Annotated in this window: 23 protein-coding genes and 1 tRNA gene; 13 read left to right on the top strand and 11 right to left on the bottom strand. The window is 59.4% G+C overall.

Annotated features, from left to right (window positions below):
* Positions 1–165 precede the first annotated feature (165 nt).
* Both ettA and ACR3E4_RS05805 read right to left on the bottom strand, forming a co-directional pair.
* On the bottom strand, positions 166–1,833 hold the full coding sequence (gene ettA, locus ACR3E4_RS05810; RefSeq protein ID WP_170468761.1) for an energy-dependent translational throttle protein EttA: 1,668 nt from the start codon (positions 1,831–1,833) through the stop codon (positions 166–168).
* An 88-nt stretch (positions 1,834–1,921) separates the two neighbouring features.
* Positions 1,922–3,229, bottom strand: a complete 1,308-nt coding sequence (locus ACR3E4_RS05805) for a KAP family P-loop NTPase fold protein (RefSeq protein WP_480534509.1) — start codon at positions 3,227–3,229, stop codon at positions 1,922–1,924.
* Positions 3,230–3,332: 103 nt separating this feature from the next.
* Here ACR3E4_RS05805 and ACR3E4_RS05800 point away from each other — a divergent pair, with 103 nt between their 5' ends.
* The 3 genes from ACR3E4_RS05800 to dacB all read left to right on the top strand — a co-directional run bounded on the left by ACR3E4_RS05800 (position 3,333) and on the right by dacB (position 5,999).
* Positions 3,333–3,800 carry an MOSC domain-containing protein gene (locus ACR3E4_RS05800; RefSeq protein ID WP_480534511.1) on the top strand — a complete coding sequence of 156 codons (468 nt, stop codon included), beginning with the start codon at positions 3,333–3,335 and terminating at the stop codon, positions 3,798–3,800.
* A 32-nt stretch (positions 3,801–3,832) separates the two neighbouring features.
* Positions 3,833–4,453, top strand: coding sequence for a nicotinate-nucleotide adenylyltransferase (locus ACR3E4_RS05795; protein ID WP_480534513.1), 621 nt, complete (start codon positions 3,833–3,835; stop codon positions 4,451–4,453).
* A 67-nt stretch (positions 4,454–4,520) separates the two neighbouring features.
* On the top strand, positions 4,521–5,999 hold the full coding sequence (dacB, locus tag ACR3E4_RS05790; protein ID WP_480534515.1) for a D-alanyl-D-alanine carboxypeptidase/D-alanyl-D-alanine endopeptidase: 1,479 nt from the start codon (positions 4,521–4,523) through the stop codon (positions 5,997–5,999).
* Here dacB and ACR3E4_RS05785 read toward each other — a convergent pair.
* Both ACR3E4_RS05785 and ACR3E4_RS05780 read right to left on the bottom strand, forming a co-directional pair.
* The gene (locus tag ACR3E4_RS05785; protein WP_480534517.1) at positions 5,996–6,418 is read right to left on the bottom strand and encodes a tellurite resistance TerB family protein; all 423 of its coding nucleotides are present in this window, start codon (positions 6,416–6,418) and stop codon (positions 5,996–5,998) included. The two genes, dacB and ACR3E4_RS05785, sit on opposite strands and share 4 nt — an antisense overlap.
* A gap of 101 nt (positions 6,419–6,519) precedes the next feature.
* Complete coding sequence (locus ACR3E4_RS05780; protein WP_480534519.1) at positions 6,520–8,523, bottom strand: cellulase family glycosylhydrolase; 2,004 nt, start codon at positions 8,521–8,523, stop codon at positions 6,520–6,522.
* Between the two features lie 213 nt (positions 8,524–8,736).
* Between ACR3E4_RS05780 and ACR3E4_RS05775 the strand changes: the two genes are divergently transcribed.
* The 3 genes from ACR3E4_RS05775 (at position 8,737) to ACR3E4_RS05765 (ending at position 13,179) form a co-directional block, all read left to right on the top strand.
* Positions 8,737–10,311 (top strand): lysine--tRNA ligase, encoded by a 1,575-nt coding sequence (locus ACR3E4_RS05775; RefSeq protein WP_480534521.1) that lies wholly within the window; start codon positions 8,737–8,739, stop codon positions 10,309–10,311.
* Between the two features lie 48 nt (positions 10,312–10,359).
* Positions 10,360–10,761, top strand: a complete 402-nt coding sequence (locus ACR3E4_RS05770; RefSeq protein ID WP_480534523.1) for a DUF4864 domain-containing protein — start codon at positions 10,360–10,362, stop codon at positions 10,759–10,761.
* 132 nt (positions 10,762–10,893) lie between these two features.
* Positions 10,894–13,179: a glycosyl hydrolase family 28-related protein gene (locus ACR3E4_RS05765; protein ID WP_480534525.1), complete on the top strand. Its 2,286-nt coding sequence runs from the start codon at positions 10,894–10,896 to the stop codon at positions 13,177–13,179.
* Between the two features lie 13 nt (positions 13,180–13,192).
* Here the strand turns inward: ACR3E4_RS05765 and ACR3E4_RS05760 are convergent, their stop codons facing one another.
* Positions 13,193–13,858 carry a hypothetical protein gene (locus ACR3E4_RS05760; protein WP_480534527.1) on the bottom strand — a complete coding sequence of 222 codons (666 nt, stop codon included), beginning with the start codon at positions 13,856–13,858 and terminating at the stop codon, positions 13,193–13,195.
* A gap of 151 nt (positions 13,859–14,009) precedes the next feature.
* On the opposite strand from ACR3E4_RS05760, the gene ACR3E4_RS05755 reads away from it, so the two are divergent.
* From ACR3E4_RS05755 to ACR3E4_RS05745, 3 genes are all read left to right on the top strand, one after another.
* The gene (locus ACR3E4_RS05755; RefSeq protein WP_480534529.1) at positions 14,010–14,336 is read left to right on the top strand and encodes an antibiotic biosynthesis monooxygenase family protein; all 327 of its coding nucleotides are present in this window, start codon (positions 14,010–14,012) and stop codon (positions 14,334–14,336) included.
* A gap of 63 nt (positions 14,337–14,399) precedes the next feature.
* Positions 14,400–14,807 carry a universal stress protein gene (locus ACR3E4_RS05750; protein WP_480534531.1) on the top strand — a complete coding sequence of 136 codons (408 nt, stop codon included), beginning with the start codon at positions 14,400–14,402 and terminating at the stop codon, positions 14,805–14,807.
* A gap of 108 nt (positions 14,808–14,915) precedes the next feature.
* Positions 14,916–15,287: an excalibur calcium-binding domain-containing protein gene (locus tag ACR3E4_RS05745; RefSeq protein WP_480534533.1), complete on the top strand. Its 372-nt coding sequence runs from the start codon at positions 14,916–14,918 to the stop codon at positions 15,285–15,287.
* A 60-nt stretch (positions 15,288–15,347) separates the two neighbouring features.
* Here the strand turns inward: ACR3E4_RS05745 and ACR3E4_RS05740 are convergent, their stop codons facing one another.
* Entirely contained in the window at positions 15,348–15,578 is a 231-nt protein-coding gene (locus ACR3E4_RS05740; protein WP_480534535.1) for an aspartate aminotransferase, read from the bottom strand.
* A gap of 94 nt (positions 15,579–15,672) precedes the next feature.
* On the opposite strand from ACR3E4_RS05740, the gene ACR3E4_RS05735 reads away from it, so the two are divergent.
* Positions 15,673–16,026 (top strand): MmcQ/YjbR family DNA-binding protein, encoded by a 354-nt coding sequence (locus tag ACR3E4_RS05735; protein WP_480534828.1) that lies wholly within the window; start codon positions 15,673–15,675, stop codon positions 16,024–16,026.
* 77 nt (positions 16,027–16,103) lie between these two features.
* Here the strand turns inward: ACR3E4_RS05735 and ACR3E4_RS05730 are convergent, their stop codons facing one another.
* Both ACR3E4_RS05730 and uvrB read right to left on the bottom strand, forming a co-directional pair.
* Positions 16,104–16,970, bottom strand: coding sequence for a hypothetical protein (locus ACR3E4_RS05730; RefSeq protein ID WP_480534537.1), 867 nt, complete (start codon positions 16,968–16,970; stop codon positions 16,104–16,106).
* 32 nt (positions 16,971–17,002) lie between these two features.
* Complete coding sequence (uvrB, locus tag ACR3E4_RS05725) at positions 17,003–19,189, bottom strand: excinuclease ABC subunit UvrB (RefSeq protein WP_480534539.1); 2,187 nt, start codon at positions 19,187–19,189, stop codon at positions 17,003–17,005.
* Between the two features lie 235 nt (positions 19,190–19,424).
* On the opposite strand from uvrB, the gene ACR3E4_RS05720 reads away from it, so the two are divergent.
* The 3 genes from ACR3E4_RS05720 to ACR3E4_RS05710 all read left to right on the top strand — a co-directional run bounded on the left by ACR3E4_RS05720 (position 19,425) and on the right by ACR3E4_RS05710 (position 20,312).
* Complete coding sequence (locus tag ACR3E4_RS05720) at positions 19,425–19,736, top strand: ETC complex I subunit (protein WP_480534541.1); 312 nt, start codon at positions 19,425–19,427, stop codon at positions 19,734–19,736.
* Complete coding sequence (locus ACR3E4_RS05715) at positions 19,737–20,213, top strand: GNAT family N-acetyltransferase (protein ID WP_480534543.1); 477 nt, start codon at positions 19,737–19,739, stop codon at positions 20,211–20,213.
* A 22-nt stretch (positions 20,214–20,235) separates the two neighbouring features.
* Positions 20,236–20,312, top strand: a tRNA-Arg gene (locus ACR3E4_RS05710).
* 109 nt (positions 20,313–20,421) lie between these two features.
* Here ACR3E4_RS05710 and ACR3E4_RS05705 read toward each other — a convergent pair.
* The 3 genes from ACR3E4_RS05705 to ACR3E4_RS05695 form a co-directional block, all read right to left on the bottom strand.
* On the bottom strand, positions 20,422–22,905 hold the full coding sequence (locus ACR3E4_RS05705) for a CoA transferase (protein WP_480534545.1): 2,484 nt from the start codon (positions 22,903–22,905) through the stop codon (positions 20,422–20,424).
* Positions 22,902–24,044 carry an aromatic ring-hydroxylating oxygenase subunit alpha gene (locus tag ACR3E4_RS05700; RefSeq protein ID WP_480534547.1) on the bottom strand — a complete coding sequence of 381 codons (1,143 nt, stop codon included), beginning with the start codon at positions 24,042–24,044 and terminating at the stop codon, positions 22,902–22,904. Before ACR3E4_RS05700 ends, ACR3E4_RS05705 begins: the two co-directional genes overlap by 4 nt.
* Positions 24,045–24,111: 67 nt before the next feature.
* Positions 24,112–25,365 (bottom strand): MFS transporter, encoded by a 1,254-nt coding sequence (locus tag ACR3E4_RS05695; RefSeq protein ID WP_480534549.1) that lies wholly within the window; start codon positions 25,363–25,365, stop codon positions 24,112–24,114.
* Positions 25,366–25,395: the final 30 nt, after the last annotated feature.

Raw genomic sequence — 25,395 nt, 5'->3', positions numbered from 1 at the left:
AACTCAGAAGCCCGCACCTAAAGTGCGGGCCCTGGAACGAGCGCGGAAAGGATTCCGCATCTCCTGAATCGCACTTAGCATTAAGAACCATACCTTTCAAGTGAATTAAAGATGAGCTTGGTGTCGCTTTGTACGAGCAACACCGCGCTCTACAAAATGTAGTAGTTACCGCGCAAACTTCTTGTGCTTCAACCGCTTGGGCTCCAGCGCGTCCGGGCCCAGACGGCGCTTTTTGTCCTCTTCGTAATCTTCGAAGTTGCCCTCGAACCATTCCACATGCGCATCGCCTTCGAACGCCAGAATATGCGTGCAGATCCGATCGAGGAAGAAGCGGTCGTGCGAGATGACCACGGCGCAGCCGGCGAAATCGACCAGCGCGTCTTCCAGCGCACGCAGTGTTTCAACGTCGAGATCGTTGGTTGGTTCGTCGAGCAGCAGGACATTGCCGCCCTCTTTCAGCAGGCGGGCCATGTGGACGCGGTTGCGCTCGCCCCCTGACAGCAGCGAGACCTTTTTCTGCTGGTCGCCGCCCTTGAAGTTGAAGGACGAGCAATAGGCGCGGGAATTGACCTGCGCGTCGCCCAGCTGGATGATCTCGGCGCCGCCGGTGATCGCCTCCCACACGGTGTCGTTGTCTTTCAGGTCGTCGCGGGATTGGTCGACATAGGACAGCTCGACCGTGTCGCCTAGCGTGATGGTGCCTGCGTCGGGCTGTTCCTGACCGGTCAGCATCTTGAAGAGCGTCGATTTACCGGCACCGTTGGGGCCAATGACGCCGACGATGCCGCCGGGGGGCAGGGCAAAGTCCAGACCTTCGATCAGTTGCTTGTCGCCCATATGTTTCGACAGGCCCTCGACCTCGATCACCTTGCCGCCAAGGCGCTGGCCGTTGGGGATGACGATCTGGGCGCGGGTCAGCTTTTCGCGTTCGGACTGTTCGGCCAGCTCGTTATAGGCGTTGATCCGGGCCTTGGATTTGGCCTGACGGGCCTTTTGGCCCTGACGCATCCACTCCAGCTCGCGCTGCAGGGTTTTCTGCTTGGACTTGTCTTCGCGGGCTTCCTGCTCCAGCCGTTTAGCTTTTTGTTCCAGCCATGCGGAGTAGTTGCCCTCGTACGGAATGCCGCGGCCGCGGTCGAGTTCGAGGATCCAGCCGGTGATGTCGTCCAGGAAATAGCGGTCGTGGGTGACGATCAGGATGGTGCCCTTGTAGTCGATCAGGTGCTGTTGCAGCCAGGCGATGGTCTCGGCGTCCAGGTGGTTGGTCGGTTCGTCTAAGAGCAGCATGTCGGGCGCTTCGAGCAGCAGTTTGCAGAGCGCGACGCGGCGTTTCTCACCACCCGAGAGGTTGGCGATGTTGGCATCGTCGGGCGGGCAGCGCAACGCCTCCATGCTAACGTCGATCTGGCTGTCGAGGTCCCAGAGGTTCTCGGCGTCGATGGCGTCTTGCAGGGTGGTCATCTCCTCCATCAGCTCGTCCGAGTAGTTCTCGGCGATCTCCATGGCGATTTCGTTGAAGCGGTCGACCTTGGCCTTTTTCGCGGCGACGCCCAGCATGACGTTTTCGCGGACGGTCAGCGATTCATCCAACTGAGGTTCCTGCGGCAGATAGCCGACCTTGGCGCCCTCGGCGGCCCATGCCTCACCGGTGAAATCGGTGTCGAGGCCGGCCATGATCTTCATCAGCGTCGATTTACCGGCGCCGTTGACGCCGACAACACCGATTTTCACACCGGGCAGAAAGCTCAGGTGGATGTTTTCAAAGCACTTCTTGCCACCGGGATAGGTCTTGGAGACACCCTGCATGTGGTAGACATATTGATAGGCGGCCATGTCGCGTCCTCTGGGTCGGGGAAATTGAGTTGGGCGGTGTGATAGCGGATGCGGTTGGTGGGGGCAATCGTGTATGAATGTGACTTCACTATCTGATTTCCAGCGCGCCAGAGTCAAAGGCCTCCAGATATTCATCGCAGATTTCCGGAAGGAGATTTTCGGATATCAATTGCTGGCCTGGTCCCCATTCCACTTCGCTTCCAGAAGCGGCATTTAATACTAGTTTCCAAAGATGTTGTTCGTCTGGACCAAAGCGAAAAACCTGATGCAGATTTTGTAGGGTTACTTCGTTCTGTCTCATCGCTTCGTAAACGCCGGGCGCGCAAACCTTTGTGATAGCTGCAGTGACAAGAATCTCATCGGATATGTGCTGCGGCCTGTTTGTTGGAAGCAAGGCAAGAACTGACAAAATCCGTTGGATAGTCCTTGGGGTCATCGGTGTCTGACCGTTGTAAAGCTTCAGCATTGCACCTGCTGTTTTGCGAAGGGTTGTGGGTATTTGCATTTGGCCAGACGCGTGAAGGAAGTAGAGTTCATAGTCCTGAGTGTGCTGAATGCGACGCGGCAGTTTCATAACGATAGAGTAGAACTTTTGAAGATACGTCGCCGCATCTACTTTGCTGCCATACCGCACACGAACACTGTTTTCCAATTCTGATAGGTTTACCCCCAGTACGAAGTGAACGCCTGGTACGTTGAAGAAGTGTTTGATGATTTCAAGCAGTGAAAGTGCGTAGTCCGGGCGGCAGCGGTCTAACTCGTCAACAACGATGATCAGCTTGTTCCTTGGAGCGCCCTGTCCGTTTGGGTCTGACAAATTAACTAATGCGTCTTTGAAGGCCAACATTGCGGCCCGTCGTCCGTCTTCTTTCTTCCAGAATTCAGCGAGCGACTTGGAAATTTCGCCGCCTTCTTCGGAAAGTTTGTCACCAATGTCGTTTAGGTCTCCATCATCTTCGCTGGTTAGAGAAATCGCCTTACCGACCAGCGCAGCAGTACCCAGACGAAACGCGGCCTTGCCGAGAAACGGGGCCGCATTCTTGGCTTGTTTCCATGCTTTGGCTGCCGGACTTTGTGGCTTGCTTTCCATCCGTTCCGAGATGGCTGCCGTTATGTCGATCAATGGATCGTCAAGGTAGTCATGGGCGAATGCGTCGAAATATACGGTTTCGGTCGAACGTCCGTATTCTTCTTTGACATGTTCGTGCACCCAGCATTTCAAGAAGAACGATTTGCCTGAACCCCAGGCTCCGTCCAGCGCAATCACCAGAGGATCATTTATTCTCTCGACAAGCTCGGAGAGTTTTTCTCCGGTCACGTTGCGCGAAAGCTTGTCGTGATCTCCGAAGCCTTGCTTGAATAGTTCTTCTTTGGGTTCGGGGATGGTCAGGCACATGTTTTTCTCCAATTCACAAATCAATCAGCGTTACTCTTAGCAACTGCACTCAGAAGGACCAGACTGCTAGATGAGGGGAGGTATGGTGTAGGAAAGGCCCGATATGTCTCTGAAAGACCTCATTGCAGGGTGGGCTCAGCCCGGTCGTTTGGACTGGATCGGTCTCAGACCGGATCGGCGGGATGAGATGGAGATTGTGGACGCGGCCATCATCTCACCCGACGGTCTCGACGGCGACCGTGGCCGTGCAGGCAAGCGAGCGGTGACGCTGATTCAGCGGGAGCATTTGGCGGCGATTGGGTCTTATCTGGGGCAGGAGCCCGCGGCACCTGAAATCCTGCGGCGCAATCTGGTGGTTTCGGGGATCAATCTGGCGGCGCTCAAAGGGCGTGAGGTGCAGGTGGGCGAGGCCATCCTGCGCTTTACCGTGATCTGCGCGCCGTGCAGCCGGATGGAGGAGGCGCTGGGCAAGGGGGGTTATTCCGCCGTGCGCGGGCATGGGGGGTGGTGCGCTGAAGTGATCAAGCCTGGACAGGTTGGGCTGGGGGATGTGGTGCAACCTGTTGATTGACAACGCCGCCCGGTTCTGAACATCAGCAGGATATGGAACGCTATGACATTCCATATGCGCGGCCCGGGCAGGTTGTCGGGCTGTTCGGCGGGTCTTTTGATCCGCCGCATCGCGGTCATGTGCATGTGACGCGTGAGGCGATGAAGGCGTTCGGGCTGGATCGGGTGTGGTGGCTGGTGTCGCCGGGGAACCCTCTGAAAGCGCGCGGGCCTGCGCCTCTGGCGCGGCGGATAGAGGCGGCGCGGGCCGTGATGCAGCATCCGAGGGTCGAGGTCACGGATATCGAGGCGCTGACAGGGACGCGGGCGACGGCGGATACTCTGACGGCGCTCAGGCGACTTTATCCGCAGGTCCGGTTTGTCTGGCTGATGGGGGCGGATAATCTGGCGCAGTTTCATCGCTGGCAGGATTGGCGGGCGATCATGGACAGCGTGCCGGTGGGCGTGGTGGCGCGGCCGGGGGATCGGATCTCGGCCCGGATGTCGCCTGCGGCGCGGGTCTATTCAAGCTATCGCATCGACGGGCAGGCGCGGCATCTGCTGGGGCGGGCACTGGCCCCGGCCTGGTGTTTCGTAAACGTGCCGATGGTTGACGTCAGTTCAACTGATCTTCGCAATCGCGGCATCTGGGGCGATGGGGTGTTGCCGGAATGACTCCGGTCGGCGCATAATCTTAATCTGGTGATTGTCTGCATTTAAACTCTGGGATTCAAATAGACCCATGGTTGATCGTATTTCGCGTCGTTTGTTTCTGAGCGGATTGGGAGCGTCTTTGGTGCCGGGCACGAGCCTGGCCGAGGCGCCTTTGGTATCTCTGCGCCCGGTGCCGCGGGGGCCGCAGTCCAGCGGCGCCGAGCGGTTGGTGCAGGCAGCGGGGCTGAAAGGTGAGGTTGTCTTTGCCGTTGCCGATGTAAAGACCGGCGCCCCCCTTGAGGTGTATGGCGAAGGGGCAAGCCTCCCGCCTGCGAGCGTCGCAAAGGCGCTGACCGCGCTTTATGCGTTGGATGTTCTGGGGCCGGAGTTCCGGTTCGAGACGGCACTGATCGCCGATGGGCCGGTCGAGAACGGGATTTTGCGGGGGGATCTGATCCTTGCGGGCGGCGGAGACCCGCTGCTGGATACCGATGCGCTGGCGCGTATGGCGGCCAATCTGCGCGAGGCTGGGATTACCGAGGTGCGCGGTGCGTTCAAGGTGTATGACGGGGCGTTGCCCTATGTGTTCAGCATCGACCCGGGCCAGCCGGATCATCTGGGCTATAGCCCCGCGATCAGCGGGATATCGCTGAATTTCAACCGGGTGCATTTCGAATGGAAACGCCAAAGTGATGGCTTTGGCGTGACGATGGATGCGCGCAGTGCGAATTATACGCCCTCGGTTGACATGGCCGCGATGCGGGTCGAGAGCCGCAAGCTGCCGATATACACCTACCAGCCAAGCGCGCGGCAAGATCGCTGGACTGTCGCCAAGGGGGCGTTGGGCAATGGCGGGGCGCGGTGGCTGCCAGTACGCAAACCGGCGCTTTATACGGGCGATGTGTTTCGGACGCTGGCGCGGGTGAACGGGATTGTTCTGGGCCGGGTGCAGGTGACGCGGCAGGCCCCGGAGGGCGTGCCTTTGGTGGTGCATCAAAGCGACCCGTTGCAGAGCATCCTGAAGGGAATGCTGAAATATTCGACCAATATCACCGCCGAGATGGTCGGGATGGCGGCCACCAAAGCGCGTGGCCTGAAGCCCGAGAGCCTTGCAGAGTCAGCGGCGGAGATGAACCGCTGGGCGGCTGAGCGATTTGGTGCGGACGGGATTGCGATGGTGGATCACTCGGGCTTGGGGGATGCCTCGCGCATGGTGCCGGTGGCATTGACCCAGGTGTTGGCGGCGGCGGGTAATTCGGATCAATTGCGGCCTTTGCTGAAACCCTTTGCGCTGACAGACAAAAACGGGCGACCCGTCAAGGATCACCCGGTTCGGGTGGATGCAAAGACGGGGACGTTGAACTTTGTCTCGGGGCTGGGCGGATATCTGACCACGACGGACGGGGCCGAGCTGGCCTTTGCCATATTCACCGCCGATGTCGCCCGTCGCGCCACGATCCCCCGCGCCCACCGCGAACGGCCCGAAGGTGCGCGCCCGTGGAATCGGCGGTCGCGTAACTTGCAGCGGGCGCTGTTGGAGCGTTGGGGATCGCTTTACGGCAGCTAGACGGTGTGCCGCGCCCGTGCGCCGCGTTCGATGGCGGCGGCGTGCAGGCGGTCGATGCTCAGCTCATAGCGGATTTCTTCCAGCAGGCGCAGTTCGGTCTCGGCAAGCGCGCCATCGGCGGCGGCGACATCACAGGCCAGCGCATAGGCGGTTTCGTTCAGACGCTCGGGCAGGTTGTCGCGGATCAGGCCGAACAGGGCGTCCAGCCCGTCCTCCTGCTCGAACAGGTCGAACACGATCTGCGAGACGACGCGGGTGCGGTCGATATCATAACCGGCAAAGACCGGCAGCATGTTGACGGCGGCCTCGATCTTGACCAGTTCGGCGGTGCGGATGTTTTCGTCCGATGCGGATACCGCGACCATGATTGCCACAAGGCAATCCTGCGGGGACATGGGGTGTGGGATCTGCTCGGTCATGGAAACGTCCTGAATGTTTGTGTAGGCGCACGATAGGAGGGGGCGGGGCCGGGTTCAACTGGAATATGCGCATCGCTGAGGCCCGCGCATTTGCGGGCGATTCATTCGAGATAGAACCAGTTTCCGATCCCCAGTTTTTCGAGATCGATCACGTGCATCCCGTCCCGAAAGCTGTGGGCGTCTTCGGCTGTTTTTCTTGGATCGGGAAAGGCAAGCTTCAGGTCGGGTCGCGCCCTGATGTGAAGTTGCCCTGCCAGCGGTTCGATCCGGAACGAGCGTTCTTCGGGGGCCGCGCGCCCGGACAATGAGACGAGAATGCGCCCTGATTGCATGATCTCTTTGGTGTCGAGGCTTTGTACTGCGACGGCGGCCATTGCGTTTTCGACATTGAAAATGACATCCGTGGTGGTGACGGCCTTGCCGGAAAGCTGACCGGCCACTGCCTGGGTGCTGGCAGTATCGACAACGAACAGACCCTCGGAGAACGCACGATAGAAATCGCCGGTATCAGCGGTAACGATTTGCGTGTCCGCGTCCAGATATGAACGTTCGAGATCCAGTAACTCATGAGTTTGGCCCGCCAGCTCCGTTGCCTGCAGCCAAGGCAGCGCGGGGGTGTCTGGCATGCAGGTGACCAGCCTGCTCTGTTCTGCGATGGTTCTGATGCCGATCGATGAGGCCGGAGTGATCGCGTTGCCGAAAAAGACCTCATGATCGGGGCAGATCGCATAGGTCTTTGCCGCCAGTCGCACATGGCCTTGCCGATAGAGCAGGGCCGCTGCGGGCATCATCGACATCATCGCTGGGTCTTCGGCCATGCTCCAGTTGCTGGGGCGCAACGGGCCGTTCAGCGGTTGCTGCGCATAGCCGTAGACGATGGGCGCATCCCATCCCTGATGGGCGGCACGAACGGCGACGCTGAGCGGCGCGATAAACCGGTCTTCGCTGGGAAATTCGTGGATGTTCCACTCAGAGACGCTGAACGGCAGTCCGACGACCTGCGCGATGGCCAGCCAGTCCAGAAAGCCGGATTGTGCCTTCGGGTCATAAAACACCTCACCCGCCATGCCATAGCTGTGCCCGTCGATCATCGAGCCCCGCGTCAGTGAGGGCAGCCCGGCAACCGACATGCCACCCCAAAGGCTGGTGGTGGTGATCAAGCCCTCAAATCCAGTCGTGTCGATGTTTTCGATCATCCTGTCGTTGAAGCGACGCTCAAGGTCATTGAGGAACAGCTTGGATGGCCCGTGCTGCCACGATCGCCAGGTGGCTTCCGGGTCGAGACCGTTTTCAGCCGCAAAATCGCGTGCGGCTGCCATGTAGGTTGCGTTGTGGCGGGGGACGTTCTTGTCCGGCAGCAGCGCGTTGCCGAAATGGTGGGTCAAATCGTTTTCGTTGGTGATCATCACCGCAACGACGGCGGGGTCTTCGGCATAGGACAGGCCGGTGATCTTGTTGACGTGCCGCAGATAGCTGTCCTGAAAATCCAGCATCAGCTGTTCGATGCCGGGCGAGATGTAGTTGAAACCTTTGATACTGGCCAAAGGTTCGCCCTTGGCGATTTCTTCGAAATCCGCGATCCCGTCTGCGGCGGTGATCCTTCGACCGACATGCAGATCGAGCCAGATGTAAATGCCTTCGGCCTTCAGCGCTGCGATCCACTGGTCGAGCTTTTTCATCGAAAACCCGTCGAGTTTGCGGGTTGTCGGAGCTTCGCTTCCAAAGACGTTCGGCTGCACCCAATGCGAGTCGTGGTGATGGATGCGCACCAGATTGAACCCAAGTCGCGCAAGGCGCTGAGCATGGGCGCGCATGAAGCGGGGCTCGGTTGTGAACAGCGCATAAGCCTGCAGGTTCGCCCCCCAAAACCGGATGGGGGTGCCATCGGCAAAGAAAAGGTCCTCTCCGACAGCTTGTATCTTGCCGTGGATGCCCGCGGGGCGGTGGTTCAATCCGCTGAGATCGGGGACCGGCGTTTGCAGCCAAAGCGCCCCGTTTGGCCAGGATTGCGCACCCTCGCTGGTTTGCGATTGCGCAGCCATGGGCATAAACCCGATGCAAACCGCCACAATGGCCAGAACAATACGGATATTTGGGCGGGCCATCGGGCACCTCGTGATCGGGCTGCGTGTTGAAGGGCAAGGTAACGCGTTGCCCGGAAATTCAAAACGGTTCTGTTTGCCGGACCTGGCGTGAATTTGGCAGGGTCGGATTCAGAAAAAGCCCTCGGTTTTATTGACTCATGCTGCACCAGCACAATAACAGGGGCCGGGCTGGGCGCATGGGGTGTCCGGCACGTTTCCCTATGGAGTATCTAAATGTCTGACCTGCGTGAAACCGCGATGACGTCCAAGGCGTGGCCGTTTGAAGAGGCGCGGCGGTTGCTCAAACGGTATAAGCAGGGCGCTCCGGAGAAGGGATATGTGCTGTTTGAAACCGGCTATGGCCCCTCGGGTCTGCCGCATATCGGCACCTTTGGCGAGGTGGCGCGGACCACGATGGTCAAGCGCGCGTTTGAGGCGCTGTCGGATATTCCCACCAAGCTGATCTGTTTCTCGGACGATCTGGACGGGATGCGCAAGGTGCCCAGCAACGTGCCGAACCCAGAAGCGCTGGAAGAACATTTGCAGCGCCCGCTGACCTCGGTGCCTGATCCGTTTGGCACGCATGACAGCTTTGGTGAGCATAACAACGCCATGTTGCGCCGGTTCCTTGATACCTTCGGGTTCGAGTACGAATTCTATTCGGCGCGCGACTTCTATCGCTCGGGGCAGTTTGACGAGATCCTGAAACGGGCGGTCGAGAAATATGATGACGTGATGGCCATCATGCTGAAAAGCCTGCGGGAAGAACGTCAGCAGACCTATTCGATCTTCCTGCCGATCCACCCGGAAACGGGCCGGGTTCTGTACGTGCCGATGAAGAAGGTTTGCGCCGAGACCTATACAGTTACCTTCGATGACGAAGACGGCAAGGAATGGACGCTGCCGGTCACCGGTGGCAACGTCAAGCTGCAGTGGAAGCCGGATTTCGGCGCGCGCTGGGCGGCGCTGGGCGTGGATTTCGAGATGTACGGCAAGGAACACGCCACCAACGAGAAAATCTATGACGCGATCTGCCGGGCTTTGGGCGGTCGCGCGCCGGAGCATTTCAGCTACGAGCTGTTTTTGGATGAGAACGGGCAGAAGATTTCGAAATCGTCGGGCAATGGTGTGTCCATCGATGAATGGCTGACCTATGCGCCGACCGAGTCGCTGGCCTATTTCATGTATCAAAAGCCCAAGACGGCCAAGCGAATGCATTTCGATGTGATCCCCAAGGCCTATGATGAGTATCATCAGCAGTTGCGGGCCTATCCGGGGCAGGACCTGAAAGCGCAGCTGAACAACCCTGTCTGGCATATTCACGGTGGGGATGTACCGGTGTCCACGCTGATGGTGCCGTTTGCGATGTTGTTGAATCTGGCGTCCGTGTCCGGGGCCGAGGACAAAGAGGCGCTGTGGGGCTTCATCCGTCGCTATGCGCCCGAGGCCACTGCCGAAACGCATCCCGATCTGGATCAGGCTGCGGGCTTTGCGGTGCGCTACTTCAACGATTTCGTCAAGCCGACGCGTCAGCACCGTGCTCCGACCGATCAGGAGCGCGAGGCGCTGGAGGCGTTGAAGGCGGCCTTGGAGGCCTATGACGGGCCAGCGGAAGACGAAGCGCTGCAATCGGTGGTTTATGCCATCGGGCGCGAGCGGTTCGATCCGATGAAAGGCTGGTTCACTGCGCTGTACGAGGTGCTGCTGGGGGCCTCGCAAGGGCCCCGGTTCGGTGGGTTCATCGCGCTTTATGGTGTGTCCGAGACCATTGCTCTGATCGACAAGGCCCTGGCCGGAGAGCTGGTCTGATTTGACCTGATCACGTGTGGGGCTACCCTCCGATCAGGAGGGGACCCCATGCGTCGACTGTTGCTTGCTGTATCTTTGAGTGCCGGACTGGCCTCGGGCGCGTTTGCGCAGAACGCCGAGATCGAGGCGAATATCTCGGCACAGATACAGGCTTTCAAGGCGGATGACTTTGCCACCGCCTTTACCTTCGCCAGCCCCGATATTCAGCAGCTGTTCGGTACGCCCGAGAATTTCGGCACCATGGTGCGGCGTGGTTATCCGATGGTCTGGAGGCCTGCGGATGTTCGTTTTCTGGAGCTGCGCGAGATCAATGGCGCCTTGCGGCAGAAGGTGATGGTCGTGGATGGCGACGGCCGTATTCATATCCTCGATTATCAGATGGTCCGGCAGGAAAACGGCTGGAAGATCAATGGCGTGCAACTGCTGGGCAACTCCGATCCGGCGGCGTGATGCAACACCACCGTAACGGTGACAAGAGCGGCGGTTAATTCCTTTTCGATAGCAAGACCTTCGCGCTCGGGGCATGGCCCCGGGCCTTTGGGATTTGGCGCGCGCTTGGCGCAATTGGGAAAGGAATTTTTCATGAACAAGACAATCACAGACGGCATCGTGTTCATGCCGCCCGCGTTTGCAGACGGTCTGGGCGTGTGGTCCAGCGGCGACGGCACGCCGGGTTCGCCGACCTATGATGGCTCGGGCACGGGTTTCTTTGTTCCGGCGGATTCGGATTTTGCGGGCTGTCTGGAGATTTACAAGACCACGGCCACGCAGCAACTGCGCTATATGGGGCAGACACAGTTGTTGCCGGGCTGTTATCTGCAGATCAAGGCGCGGGTGAAGGCAATCAGCGGTCCGCTGCCCGAAGTGCGGATTGCGGGTTGGGCCGGGGGTGCCGGCGATGCCCATGTGACCGGCCTGATCGAGCAGGGCCCGGCCACGCAACTGACAGGCTATGGCACCGTGCATGAGATCACGGCGATAGTGGGCGTCGGTCAGCGGTCGGGTGTGGACATGCCCTGGGGTCCGGCGGCGCTGTATGGTCATTTCGGATTGAATATCGATGGCACCAACGGGGCCGTGGTGCGGGTTGACGATATTGAGATCGTCGATATCACGAGCGCATTCCTGCGCGATATGATCGGCGTGGTCGATGTGCGTGATTTTGGCGCCATGGGCGATGGCGTGACCGATGACTCGGCGGCGTTCGAGGCGGCGGATCAGGCCGCGAACGGACGCAAGGTTTATGTGCCGCAAGGGGTGTTTCAACTGGATCAGGACACCAGCATCGGCTCGGATGTCGAGTTCGACGGCACTGTGACGATGCCCGACGACAAGATGCTGCTGCTGACAAGGAATTTCGACCTGCCCACCTATATCTCGGCCTTCGGGGACGAGATGCTGGCGTTCAAGAAAGCGTTTCAGGCGCTGCTGAACAATTCGGACCATGAATCGCTGGATCTGGGCGGGCGCAAGATCGCGGTGACCGAGCCGATTGACATGGCCGCTGCCGTGCCCAACCGCACCGGCTATGCCACCCGCCGCGTGGTGCGCAATGGACAGTTTGATGTCAAAAGCAGCGCTGCCTGGGATACCGAAACTTTCACCTCGGTCGCGACCTATGATCCGGGCGATTCCCGCAAGCTGACCAACGTGGCCAATATCGGCAACATTCCGGTGGGATCGCTGGTCACCGGCAGCGGGGTCGGGCGTGAGATTTACGTGCGGTCCAAGGATGACGGCGCGGGCGAGATCACCCTGAATGAGCCGATCTATGACGCGGCGGGGACGCAGGACTTTACCTTCACCTCGTACAAATATCTGTTGGATTTCAGCGGCTTCAGCGCATTGCAGAAATTCAACATGGAAGGAATCGAGTTTCAGTGCAATGGCCGGTGCAGCGCAATCCGCCTGTCGCCCGGCGGTAATACATTTGTGCTGAAGGATTGCTTTGTCAGCCGCCCCAAGGATCGCGGCATCACGTCGATCGGGCGGGGGTGTCAGGGGATGCTGATCGACGGATGTCAGTTCCTGTCGACCGAAGAAAGCCTGGATGTGTCCGACCGCAGCTCAATCGCGCTGAACACCAACGCCAATGACGTCAAGTTGCGCCATAACCGCGCCACCCGGTTTCACCATTTCGCGGTGCTGGGCGGTGACAACAATCTGGTGCTGGGCAACCACTTCTTTCAGGGCGATGGCGTGCCGAGCGGCGTGCGCAACGCGGGGCTGGTGCTGATCGGCAGTTACAACAGTTCGTCGATTGCCGAGAACTATGTCGATAACTGCTTTATCGAATGGACCAATGAGCGGGACCCGGATCCCGATTACAACTCGGGCTATTCCTTCAGCGCGTTGAGCATCACCGACAACATCTTCTATGCCAGCGATGTCGCGCCCTGGTTCAGCTATTTCGTGATCCGGCCTTATGGGTCCGGGCACTACCTGAACGGGCTGACGGTGACAGGCAACAAATTCCGCATCAGCGGGGCGGATACCGAGCGGGCCGAACGTGTCGATACCAGCTTTGCCAATCTGAACGCCGAGCGGCACAAGAATGTCAACTTTGAAAACAACACGTTCCACGGGATCGACAAGCATAGTTCCAACCCGCTGCGGATACGTCATTCGCAAAGCTCGCACGCGTCGTCCTGGACGATCAGTTCGCAAGGGCACCTGCCTTTTGGCGGACGTGCGCGGGGTTGCGATGCGGTGGTTGCGATCGGGTCGCTCAGAACGGTGCTGAATTCGCGCCGCTATACCGCGCCTTATGTCGAACTGAAGCAGGGGTCGAATAAGAACAATATCCGCTTGCGTTGGTCCGAGGCGCTGACGGGCTCGGTCTCGGCCATCATGCGGATCGATACCTGATGTTGGGGGTGGCTCAGTAATCGAGCCAGATTGAGACCCTGAACCCGGTGTGGTCGCGGGCCGAATTCCGTTCGGCCCCGACGATCCAGCTGGTCTTGCCGGTCTTCGGGCGATAGATCAGCGACGGCCGGGCGCTCCAGTACCAGGGGCGGCCCGGCACATAGGAGGTTTCGATCTGCAGCAGCGGGTCAAGCCGCCGGCCCGACGACAGGCCGGCGGTGAAATCCAGCTTGCGGATCAATGCCTCATGCGTGCGGTATTCCAGTGCCGTATCGACGGCCAGCCAGCTCGCGCCCAGCCCTGTATCGATACCTTTGCCATAGGATAGCGTAGCCTTGTACATCGCCCAGGCATCATATTGCCGGTGATGTGCGCCGACACCGAATTCGGCGGCCAATCGTCCGGCGGCGCCGAAATCCGCAACGGGAATGCGGGCGAAGACTAGGGCGTGCCCGTAAAGATCCTGATGCTCTTCCGCATCAAGCCCGATGGTGAGACTGTCGCGCGCGCCCCATTGCGCATAGAGCGAGGTCTTGTATCTGTAGATGCCGTCTTCTTCTCGGAACCCGGTGACCGAGGTCGCGGCGAAGACGGATCCTTTCTCGCGCAGCCACGCCCCGGCGCTGACGGGGCTGCCGAGCAGGAGGTTCAGAATGAGGATGACAGCAAAACGGGCCATGGGCGCAGCATCTGCGGACATGGTTAACGGATCGTTAGCTTCCTGTTCATTACTCGGAAAGATTTTTGCAAAAGCAGGGATTTGACACAGGAAACAGGTTGCGTTTTCGAAAGCTGTGCTAGGCTGGGTTCAGCCACGAAGGAGAAGCCACATGCCGCAGATTTCCAAATCCAACAGCTATCAGACCGTCATCACCACGTTCGAGATGACCCCCGGCACCTGTCAGGACCTTCTTGAGGCGCTGACCGATGCTTATGCGCAGTTCATCTCAAAGCAACCCGGGTTCATTTCGGCGGGTCTGCATGTGAATGACGCGCAGACGCGGATCGCGAATTATTCGCAATGGGAACGGCGCGAGGATTTCCTGTCGATGTTGCGCACCCCGGAAATGCGCGAGCGCAACCGCCAGATAAATGAGCTGTGCAAGAGCTTTGAGCCGGTCATGTATGACGTGGCTGAGACATTTGGCGATAGCTGACCTGGATCAAGGCGGCGCTGCCGGTTTACGGCGACCATTGTGGCGCAATGAAGGAGATGTGCCATGTATCACAATATTCTCGTACCGATATCCTTTGATGCCGAACGGGATACCTCGGCACCTTTGAAGCTGGCGCAGATGTTGGCAACGCCCGACGCGAAGGTCACATTACTGCATGTGGTCGAGCATATTCCGGACTACGCGATCTCATACATGCCGACCGAATACCTCTCGGAGGCCCGCAAAGCCATCCAGTCCGAGCTGGATTCGCTGGCGGCCAAGGTTCCTGGCGCGCAGGGGGAGGTGATTGAGGGGCATTCCGGGCGCACGATTCTGGACTGGGCAGAGGTGAATAAGCCGGATCTGATCATCATGGCCTCGCACCGTCCGGGCATGCAGGATCTGCTGCTGGGTTCGACTGCGACTCATGTGGTGCGCCACGCGAAATGCGCGGTGCATGTGGTGCGCTGATATTTTGCGCCAGTGGTGCCGTTGGCCATGGCTTTGCCACATAGGCATCGTATTACGGCCCGTATGAGCCCCGCGAGACAAACAGAAGAAACAGAGCCTGGCCCGCGTTTGACCAGACGGCAGCGTCGGGCCGAAGCTGTGCGCCGAAAGGCGCTGTCGCCGATCCGGATCCTGACGATGGTTCTCGCGCTGCCGCTGACCACCGGGATGATTGCCGTCGGTGTCTATCTGCGCACCACGGATTATGACCGGCCCGCGGCGGTGGTGCATCTGGTGGCTCTGGCGGGGTGCGATGTTGTACAGAGGCTTGTCGCAGGGCCATTTCGCGAAGGGGAACCGGGATATCACCGGCGCAATGACCCGGATGGCGATGGCGTGGCCTGCGGCTCCATCACTCCGGTCGCGGCCAGTGACGTGTCGGCCGAAGTTCAGACGCCCCGGCAAAGGACGGTGGGAACCGCCAAATTCCTGAAGCCGTGAGGGGGCGAAATCTTGAAAAGATTTCGGGGCCGCGTTCTTTTCAAGAAAGCGATGCGCGGCTCAGGTGAGCCAGCGCACCGGGGCGCGGTTGCAGAAGATCACGATCTGACCCGAATTCTCGGCCACCTGAAAACCGCGCCGGTGTATCTCGGTCATGAACCGCTCCATCCCGGCAAAGCGTTCGATGTCCCGCGCTTTGCGCCGGATCACGCCGCCCTGCTGCACCGCTTTTGAGGCGAAGAGGTCCTTGAGCCAGAGGTCGGGCGACAGCGGAGAGTTCCTGTTGTGCATGACCACAGATGTGCCGCATCAGAGTTAACGGCGGGTTAAGCCGAACAGGCCACCGCGCTTGCCTCCCCCGACCGGAACCGCCATGGTCGCCACCATGACCCGGGATGAATTCAACACCTTCTGCGCCAGCCTCAAGGCCACCAGCCACGTGGTGCAATGGGGCAACGCGGATGTGTGGAAGGTGGGCGGCAAAGTGTTTGCGATCTGCGGCTGGAACGACGGCAAGGACGCCTTCACCTTCAAGGCCACCGATCTGGCCTTTGAAGTGCTGAGCGACGAACCGGGCATCCGGCCTGCGCCTTATCTGGCATCGCGCGGGATGAAATGGCTGCAGGTTTATGAGGCGCGCGGAATGAGCGATGCCTCGCTGCGCGAGCATATCGTGACGTCGTATGCGATGGTCGTGGCGAAACTGACCAAGAAGGCGCGGGCCGAGTTGGGGGTGTAGGATGGGGTTTTACCCCATCATTGCGTGACGATTGGACAAGATGGGTGCGTGCACCCATCCTGCGCTTGCCACAAATATCAGTTCATCATTTGATCGTAAGCTTTGCAGATCAACCCTATGAGGAACTGATCATTCAGTCCCTCATCATCGGACTTCAAGCTAAATTTATAGGTTCCATACCTTTGGTTGTAGCCAAGATAATCGCACTTAGATTCTTCGATTGATGCCAATATCTCGGCTTCTTGAGGTAGCTTAACCTCAAGGACCATTGTCGATTTTCTGGGATGAAAGACACAAAAATTTCGCGAACGACCTTCGATTTTAGGTCCAATATAATGTCTGGCAAAATTTAGCTCAGAGTTCGGTATCTGATCTTTTATCAATTTGAAAACCCGTTCAACAACAGCAATTGAAGCTGAAGATGCTCGTTCAATCCAATATGAGCGATCTACCTCAACGTACTCGTCGAGTTCCTTATCGCCGCCATAATACTCTTGTCGTGTATCTAAGATTTTGGCAAACATGATACTCAAGCCGAGATCACTTTTTGTGGCCGAAAGCTTAATAGCAACTATCGGCACTGAGTTTCCTAGCAGTGTAATCACGTTAAAAAAGCGACCGGTGATTTCTTCTGCAATCAACACGCAAACGTGATCGATTCCTTTGTAACGCGAGCGCTGCAAATCCCAATACTCTATTGCTCGAATAATGTGAGAGGGGTCAGTTTTGCCAAGTTGAATTTCTACACAATAACGAGCCGGCTCATCATCTTGAAGAAGAAGATCGAGAAAGCCGCCGCCAACCTGCGGAACTTCAACGCCAACCAAATCCAATTCACCTAGTCCGAGGCACCCCGGTGATTTCTTAATCAATTCCGCAATTTGTTTTTCGCTAACACTTTTCTCGTTTTTGAGGTTAATTTCATTAAGTATATCTAATTTCATACTTTTTCCCTACTATTAGCGGAGCGAATCCATCATCGCTTCCTCCGTTTCACATTCCCACCCCGCTGCCCCGGCCGTCCAGCCGTTGACCGTCCGCGAGACTTCACCGCATCCTCAGACGCCTTCTCGACCGCCCATTGGCGCGCCATGGGGTCGTCGGCCACCGCCAAATCGACCGCTTCCAGACGTTTGATCTCATCGCGGATATTGGCGGCCTCTTCGAATTCCAGGTTCTCGGCGGCTTTGCGCATTTGCTCGCGCAGACCGTCTAAGTGCGCTTCCAAATTCGCGCCGTGCATCGGTTTGTCGATGGTGGCAGTGACGCGGTTCATGTCGACGTCGCCCTCATAAAGCCCGGCCAGAACGTCCTCGACATTCTTTTTCACCGTCTCGGGGGTGATGCCGTGTTCTTCGTTATAGGCGAGCTGTTTGGCGCGGCGGCGGTTGGTCTCGTTCAGGGCGCGTTCCATCGAACCTGTGATCTTGTCGGCATACATGATCACCCGGCCATCGGCGTTGCGCGCGGCGCGGCCGATGGTTTGCACCAGCGAGGTTTCCGAGCGCAGGAAGCCCTCTTTATCGGCGTCCAGAATGGCGACCAGCCCGCATTCGGGGATGTCGAGCCCCTCGCGCAGCAGGTTGATGCCGACCAGCACGTCGAAGGCGCCCAGCCGTAGGTCGCGCAGAATCTCGATGCGCTCCAGCGTGTCGATATCCGAGTGCATATAGCGGACCTTGATGCCCTGTTCGTGTAGATATTCGGTCAGGTCCTCGGCCATGCGCTTGGTCAGTGTGGTGACCAGCGTGCGGAAGCCGTTGGCGGCGACCTTGCGCACCTCGTCCAGCAGGTCGTCCACCTGCATGGATATGGGGCGGATTTCGACTTCGGGGTCCAGAAGGCCAGTGGGGCGGATCACTTGTTCGGTGAAGACGCCGCCGGTCTGTTCGATCTCCCACTTCGCAGGCGTCGCCGAGACGAAGACGGATTGCGGGCGCATGGCGTCCCATTCCTCGAACTTGAGGGGGCGGTTGTCCATGCAGGACGGCAGGCGGAACCCGTGTTCGGCCAGCGTGAATTTGCGCCGATAGTCGCCCCGGTACATGCCGCCGATCTGCGGGACGGAGACGTGGGATTCGTCGGCGAAGACGATGGCGTTGTCGGGGATGAATTCGAACAGGGTCGGGGGCGGCTCGCCCGGTGCGCGACCGGTCAGGTAGCGCGAGTAGTTCTCGATCCCGTTGCAGACGCCGGTGGCCTCGAGCATTTCCAGATCGAAATTGGTGCGCTGTTCCAGACGCTGCGCTTCCAGCAGTTTGCCTTCGCCGACCAATTGGTCCAGCCGGATGCGCAGTTCCTTTTTGATCCCGATGATGGCCTGCTGCATCGTCGGTTTCGGAGTCACGTAGTGCGAGTTTGCATAGACCCGCACCTGTTCCATGGTGGCGGCGCGTTCGCCGGTCAGCGGGTCGAATTCGGTGATGGTTTCCAGTTCCTCGCCGAAGAACGAGAATTTCCATGCGCGGTCCTCAAGGTGGGCGGGCCAGATTTCCAGTGAATCGCCCCGCACCCGGAACGAGCCGCGCTGAAATGCCTGATCGTTGCGGCGGTATTGCTGGGCGACCAGATCGGCCATCACCTGCCGCTGATCGTATTCGTTGCCGACCTTCAGATCCTGCGTCATCGCCCCATAGGTCTCAACCGAACCGATACCGTAGATGCACGAGACCGAGGCCACGATGATCACGTCGTCCCGTTCCAGCAGCGCCCGGGTGGCCGAGTGGCGCATCCGGTCGATCTGTTCGTTGATCTGCGATTCTTTCTCAATGTAGGTGTCCGAGCGCGGCACATAGGCTTCGGGCTGGTAGTAGTCGTAGTAGGAAACGAAATATTCGACCGAGTTCTCGGGGAAGAAGCCCTTGAATTCGCCATATAGCTGCGCCGCCAGCGTCTTGTTCGGGGCAAGGATGATGGCCGGGCGCTGGGTTTCCTCGATCACCTTGGCCATGGTGAAGGTCTTGCCCGTACCGGTCGCGCCCAGCAGCACCTGATCGCGTTCGCCGTCATTCACACCCCCGGCCAGTTCCTGAATCGCGGTTGGCTGGTCGCCTGCGGGGGCAAACTCGGTATGCATGACAAACTGCTTGCCACCTTCCAGTTTCAGGCGCGCGCGCACGTCGTCAGCGGTCAGTTGGGTCTTGTCGGAATGGGCGTATGGCATCGGCAGGCTCCGGGTCAGGCCCCTACATTTGTTCTTATTTTGTCCGTCTGCAAGGGCTGATCCGGATTCATTTCCTATCACGCGGTCCGTGGCTGCGCGTTCGGGTTCGCTTGCGCCCAGAGTAACCGATCCTGATGGCAGTTTCTGACATAGGCCTCCGCGACAATTGTCATCTTGTCCCGGCGCGCTGTGTGACGCATAAACGGGCCTAGCCAAGTGAGTACGGAGAGGCGACATGCGCGCACGGATTTACCAGCCTTCGCGAAACGCGATGACATCGGGGATGGCCAAGACCCGCAAATGGGTTCTGGAATATGCCCCTGCCTCGTCGCGTGAGGTCGATCCGCTGATGGGCTGGACCTCGTCCAAGGATACGCAAACGCAGGTGCGCCTGAAATTCGACACCAAGGAAGAGGCGCTGGATTATGCCAAGGACAACGGCATAGACGCGCAGGTGACCGAGCCGCACAAGCGCAAGCCCAACCTGCGCGCGCGCGGTTATGGCGAGAATTTCGCAACCGACCGGCGCGCGCCCTGGACGCACTGAGTGATCGAAATCCGCGAAGCCGACCCGACATTGGACGCCCTGCGCCCGCTGGTCGAGGCGCATTTTGCCCATAGCGAAACCGCCGGACCTGCCGAGAGCAACCATACCATGGATGCCGCGGCGCTGACCGGTCCGGGGATTCGTTTCTGGGCGCTTTATGAGGCGGGGGAGCCTTTGGGCTGTGGCGCGCTCAAGGCGTTGCCGGATGGCACGGCTGAGGTGAAATCGGTGCATATCCTGTCTGCGGCAAGGGGGCGGGGATTGGCGCGGGAGATGATGATCTATCTGGCTGATCGGGCCCGCGCCGAAGGCATAAAGGCGCTTGTTCTGGAAACTGGTGCTGCCCATTTGCCCGCCTATGATGCCGCGCGGCGATTGTATGAATCGCTGGGCTACAGCTATTGCGGCCCGATCCACGGCTACGCGCCCGATCCAAACAGCGCCTTCATGCGCTTGGCCCTTGAAACCGGGTCGTAAAAACAGCAAGAAGGGCGCAAGCGGTCCCTTAGCTCAACTGGATAGAGCAGCTGACTTCTAATCAGCAGGTTGAGGGTTCGAGTCCTTCAGGGATCGCCAGCAAAAGCCTGAGAGCTAAGGCGCGAAATTACGGTCTGGGTTGATTTCACGCACCGTAACCGGGTTCCCTTGCGCAGTCGCCCAAGGATACCGGGCTGTTTTAGGCAAATCACTCCGGCAAAAAGCGCGCGGACCAGCTGGTTGCGGCTGATTGGTTTGTCAGCATCTCTTGTATCTCTGCCTCCGAATACCCGATCCTGGTCAGAATAGAGATTGTGCTGTCACCAAATTTCGGCGCGGGCCCGGGTATGGAGATGGCCGCATTTGAGGTCCGGACTGCATTCGGGGCGGCAAGGTCGCACCATCGGCCCATGGCGTGGGTGTCATGGCGCACGGCGCGGTATGTCGCCTTCTGAATGTCCACATCCCCGCCGCTTTCCAGTTGCAGCGATTGATCGCGCGTTTCCAGCATCGAGGCCAAAGGCACAACGGCGCTTGATCCCCGGTTCAGGCACCCGGACCAGTGTGCGATGGTCTGCGATTTGAAGCGGTGGCTGAGTTGCTCTTGTAGTGCGTCATCGGGAAGCGCAGTGAGATCGGCAAGTTCGGCCACATCGTTCAGGACGTCGGGACCGTCTTTGGGGGCGGCCCAGAAGAACCAGCCGTCCGAGGCCTGATAACAGTGATAAAACGGACCCGCACCCAACGCAGCGCGCCCTGATGCTTCGTCAAAGGGTGTGCGTTCGGCAAAATCATACATGAACTGTGCCTGTATCATGCCGCCTGCCGCTGCCAGAGACGATCGCGCGATATCCGCGACCCCGGTTGCCTGTTTCTGGATCAAGGCAGCCCCCAGCGAAACGCAGGCGGTCAGACCGGCCAGAACATCGATAGTGCCGGCATGGGCGTGTTCCTCGGGGGTGTCCATGCCGCCACCAAAGCGGATCATGATCCCCGATGCCGCCTGCGCCAGATCGTCATAGCCCAGATGGTCCGATTTTGGCCCGCGCATCGGCCCGCCGAAGGCGTCCAGCTGCACCAGAATCGCGTCGGGGTTGATCGCGGTAAGCTCGTCCGGCGACAGGCCCAGCCCGTCGCGCTGTTCATCCGTGGCGTTCAGGGTGATCACATCCGCCTGACGGATCAGCCGGTTCAACGCCTCGCGCCCGGCAGCATCGCGCAGGTTCAGCAGAACGCTTTCCTTGCCGCGATTGGCCTGCAGGCCAAAGACCACCGTGTTCCACGGATCGACCGACGGTGTCACGGGCTGTACATGGGTCACGTCGACCCCGAACCGTGCCAGAGTTGAGGCTATGGTCGGCCCGGCGATCACATTGGTCAGGTCCACCACCTTCAGACCGTCCAGCCACCCGGTCTGCCGGGTAGCGTCAATATGCGGGCGGGGTGGTTCGGCCAATATCTGCGCCACATGATCACGGGCCGCGTCCCCCGTGATGGCCGGAGATTTCGCGACTGCCGCCTCATCCCCGGCCAGCCAGGCCACGTTGCCCATCTGCTGCATCGCCCCGTGTTTCGGATCATCGACGCTCAGGATCAGGCCCGACGCGGTGGCATGCGGGTCGTGTAGCCATTCCTTGGTTGTGCGCTGTGCCGTTGCCGGAGCCTTGGCCGTGCCAAACAGCACTTCCCATTCATGAGCCGGTTTGGTCAGAAAAGCAGCCTTCATCGCTGACGAGACCCGGGCGCGATCCCGCGCCCCGACCGGGTAGTTGCTGAGCGTCCATTCATCCGGCCAATCTTTTGTGTCCAGATAGGGGTCGAACACCGGAAGCTCATCCAGCAAATGACCCAGACCCAGCGTCGTCAGGACGCGTGCCGGGTGGGTGGCGACGCTGCTGGCCACCACGTAGAACCCGCGCCCGTCCTGACAGGTATAAGTGCGATAAAACGGATCGAGGAACTCTGACAGCTCGGAAAAATCCAGATCGCAGGGCTCGCCCGTTCTTGCGCGGCGATCCAGTTCCAGCTCGCGCGGGGATTTGTAGCGGTCGGGGTAGCCTTCGATCTGTTCGTGGTTATAGACCAACCCCTCGAACAGGGACGAGGCCAGCGGCACCTCGATGTAATCCCCGCCCGTCTTTGCGCGCGAATGTAGCGCGAACAGAACGGACATTGCGCCGAACGTGGCCGCATAGGCCGAGGCGAGGTTGAGCGGCGAGAACGAGGCCTTGATCCCCATCAGGCGGCGGTTCAGCCCCATATCGGTGAATTGCCCGGTGCGGGCGGCGACGATCGCCTCCCACGCGGCCAAATCGGCCAATTCCGGGTCGGTCGAGGCAAAGCCGGGCAGGGCCAGATAGATCAGCCCCGGATTGGCCTGCCGCAATACATCGGGGCCAACGCCCAGACGGTCCATGACGCCGGGACGGAAGTTCTCGATCACGATGTCCGCGCGTTTGGCAAGCTCAATCGCCTGTGCTTGCCCGGCATCCGTTTTCAGGTCCAGTTCCAGAACATGCTTGCCGCGCGACAGCATATCGGTCGCCGGATCATCCCAGCGCGGCCCGCCGGGCGGATCGATGCGCAGCACCTCTGCCCCCATATCGGCCAGCATCATCCCGACCAGCGGACCGGCCAGATATTGTCCGAAGTCCAGAACCCGCACCCCGGTCAGCGGTCTTGCCCCGCTCATTCCGCGGCCTGCGCGGTGGCTGGGGATGTGCGCCCCATATGTTCCAGATAGGTATTGTGGAAATGACGCATCATGGCCTCCGAGTATTCGATGTTTTCCCAGTCAACTATGTACCAACCCTGATCAAAGCACCGCTGGTTCATGCCTTCCTGCACTGACAGCAGGAACGAGATATCCTCGGGCTGCAGCACGTCGCGCCCCCAGATCGCCCGCTTTTCCTGACGGTCCCGCATGCCTGGATCGGTGGGCTCGGGCGGTTCCAGATTGATGCTCCAGCGCAGCCCGCGACCGGTGCCGATCGGGTTCCACTGGAACAGGGTCAGATTGCCCGGCCCGGCAAATTGCGAGATGCCGATATTGGGGAACAGAAACCAGAAATGCAGGTCGGTTTCGTCATGTTCCAGATCCAGCGGATAGGCCAGATTGTCGGCCTTCCCGTTGCCGGGGATGAAGTTGTACGCCGCGTTCTTGGTCAACTCATAAGTCTGGTTGTTAATGTCCAGCATGTCCGAAAACGAGATATGGCCATGGCGGCAGTGCTGGCATTCCAGATAGTTGTCGATCTGGATCTTCCAGTTGGCGGCCACGTCGACCTCGTGAATGGCGGCGGCGGTTTCACCCAGAACATAGCTGTCTACCTTCGGGCATTTCTCGCGCACCTGATCTTCGATCCCCGGCCAGAATTCGGTGATTGGCAGGGCGTCGGGGTCAAGATTGACAAAGATGAAATCCAGCAGCCGATCCACCCGCACCGTGTTCAGGCACACCTCTTTCTGGTCGGGTACCGAACTGGTGTCGCGTTTGCGCATGTGCCGCAGCGAACCGTCCAGAGAAAAGCTCCAATGGTGATAGGGGCAGACAATGGCGCGGGTTTGCCCGGACCCTTCGACCAGCTTATGGCCGCGATGCGGGCAGATATTGTAATAGGCGCGAATTTCGTGGTCCTGATCGCGCACGACAAACACGTTCTGGCCCAGAATGCTGGTCGCAACATAATCGCCCGGTTCCGCCAGCGCGCTGATATGGCAGGCATATTGCCAGGACTTGAAAAACAGCTTCTCGCGCTCTTCGGCAAAAACCTCCTCGCTGATGTAGTAATCCGCGGCGAGGGCGCGCAGGTTCTCATCGGGTCGGGTCATTTCAATCCTCCTCAGGATCCGCGATCAGGCCGGGTGCATTCTTGTACGGTGTCTGGCAACATGCGGCTTACGACGCCCCTTCTCGTTCACTTGCTTCTTCTTCCTGAACCAGGGTCTCAGCCTGCAGGACCCCCGGTTGCCCGGTTCCGATGACGCCCACGATCTGGACCTCTCCGGTCTCGGTGGGGGCCTCGACCTGATAGCGCCGAATGATTGCGACCAGCGCCACGGACAGGCCGATAACTGCCAGCAAAAACTGCAGACCTCTGCCACCCAGCAACGTGATCGAGTTCGGACCCAGTATCGTTCCGATCAGCAGGCCCACGTTCAATAGCAACACCATGGTGCCACTGGCGGGTACGATCTGGGACAGTTTCAACTGGTCATTCGCATGCGCGGTCAGGATGGAATAGGCCGGGTAAAGTCCGATCGCCACCAGAACAAAACCGATGACGATGTTCGATGGTGACGTGTCGATGGCCATCCAGAGCGACGCAAGCGCCGTCACTACTCCCAAGCCGATGACCACATAACGTCTGTCGGTATGATCGGAAATCCAGCCAACGGGATATTGAACAATGGCACCGGCGATCAGGGCGGCCACCAGCGCCCCCGAGGCCTGCGCCGCCGTGAAACCCTGCTGCAGCGCATAGAGGGGCAAGGTGATATAGGACGCCGAAACGCCGATGCTGACGATGATTATTCCAAGAACCGCAACAGGCGAGACCTTGTAGAGCCGGTTCACCGGCATACGTTCGGGCGCGGTGTAATCCGGTGCTTTGTTGCCCGACAGCAGAAGCGGCACGATTGACAGCGAGATCAGGATCGAGACGACCCCGAACAACAGGTTTCCGGTCGGGTCGGGAAAGCCGACAAGAGCTGTTCCCAAAGCCGGTCCGGCAAGCTGAATGATGAAATAGAGCGACAGGACCTGCGCGCGTATGCTGTTGTCGGATTTTGCGTTCAGCCAGCTTTCGGTGATCACATAAAGGCCGGGATAGCAGAACCCGCCGAGAAATCGCATCACGCTCCAGCTGACGGCGTCGCTGGTCAGCAGGTGAACGATTGCGGCGATAGAAACCAGCGATGCAAGGGCGGAAAACGCCCGAATATGACCGACGTTTTCAACCAGCCTCGGCGCCAGCGCCGTACCGGCCAGCGCGCCCAGCGGATAGCTGGCCTGCATGATCGAGATGGTAAAGTCGCTGAACCCAAGGCTCGCCCCCCGAATGGTCAGCAATGTCGCCAGAAGGCCGTTGGCGACCATCAGCATGAGCATGCCCAGAAACAAAGCCCAGTTTTCGTTCAAAGCGCGTAACATAGCCAAGGGCTATCGCGGGGTGTTGCGCGT

The sequence above is a fragment of the Ruegeria sp. AP11 genome (assembly GCF_056535865.1).
The sequence above is the reverse complement of the archived record's forward strand: the minus strand, read 5'-3'. Positions and strand labels throughout refer to the sequence as shown.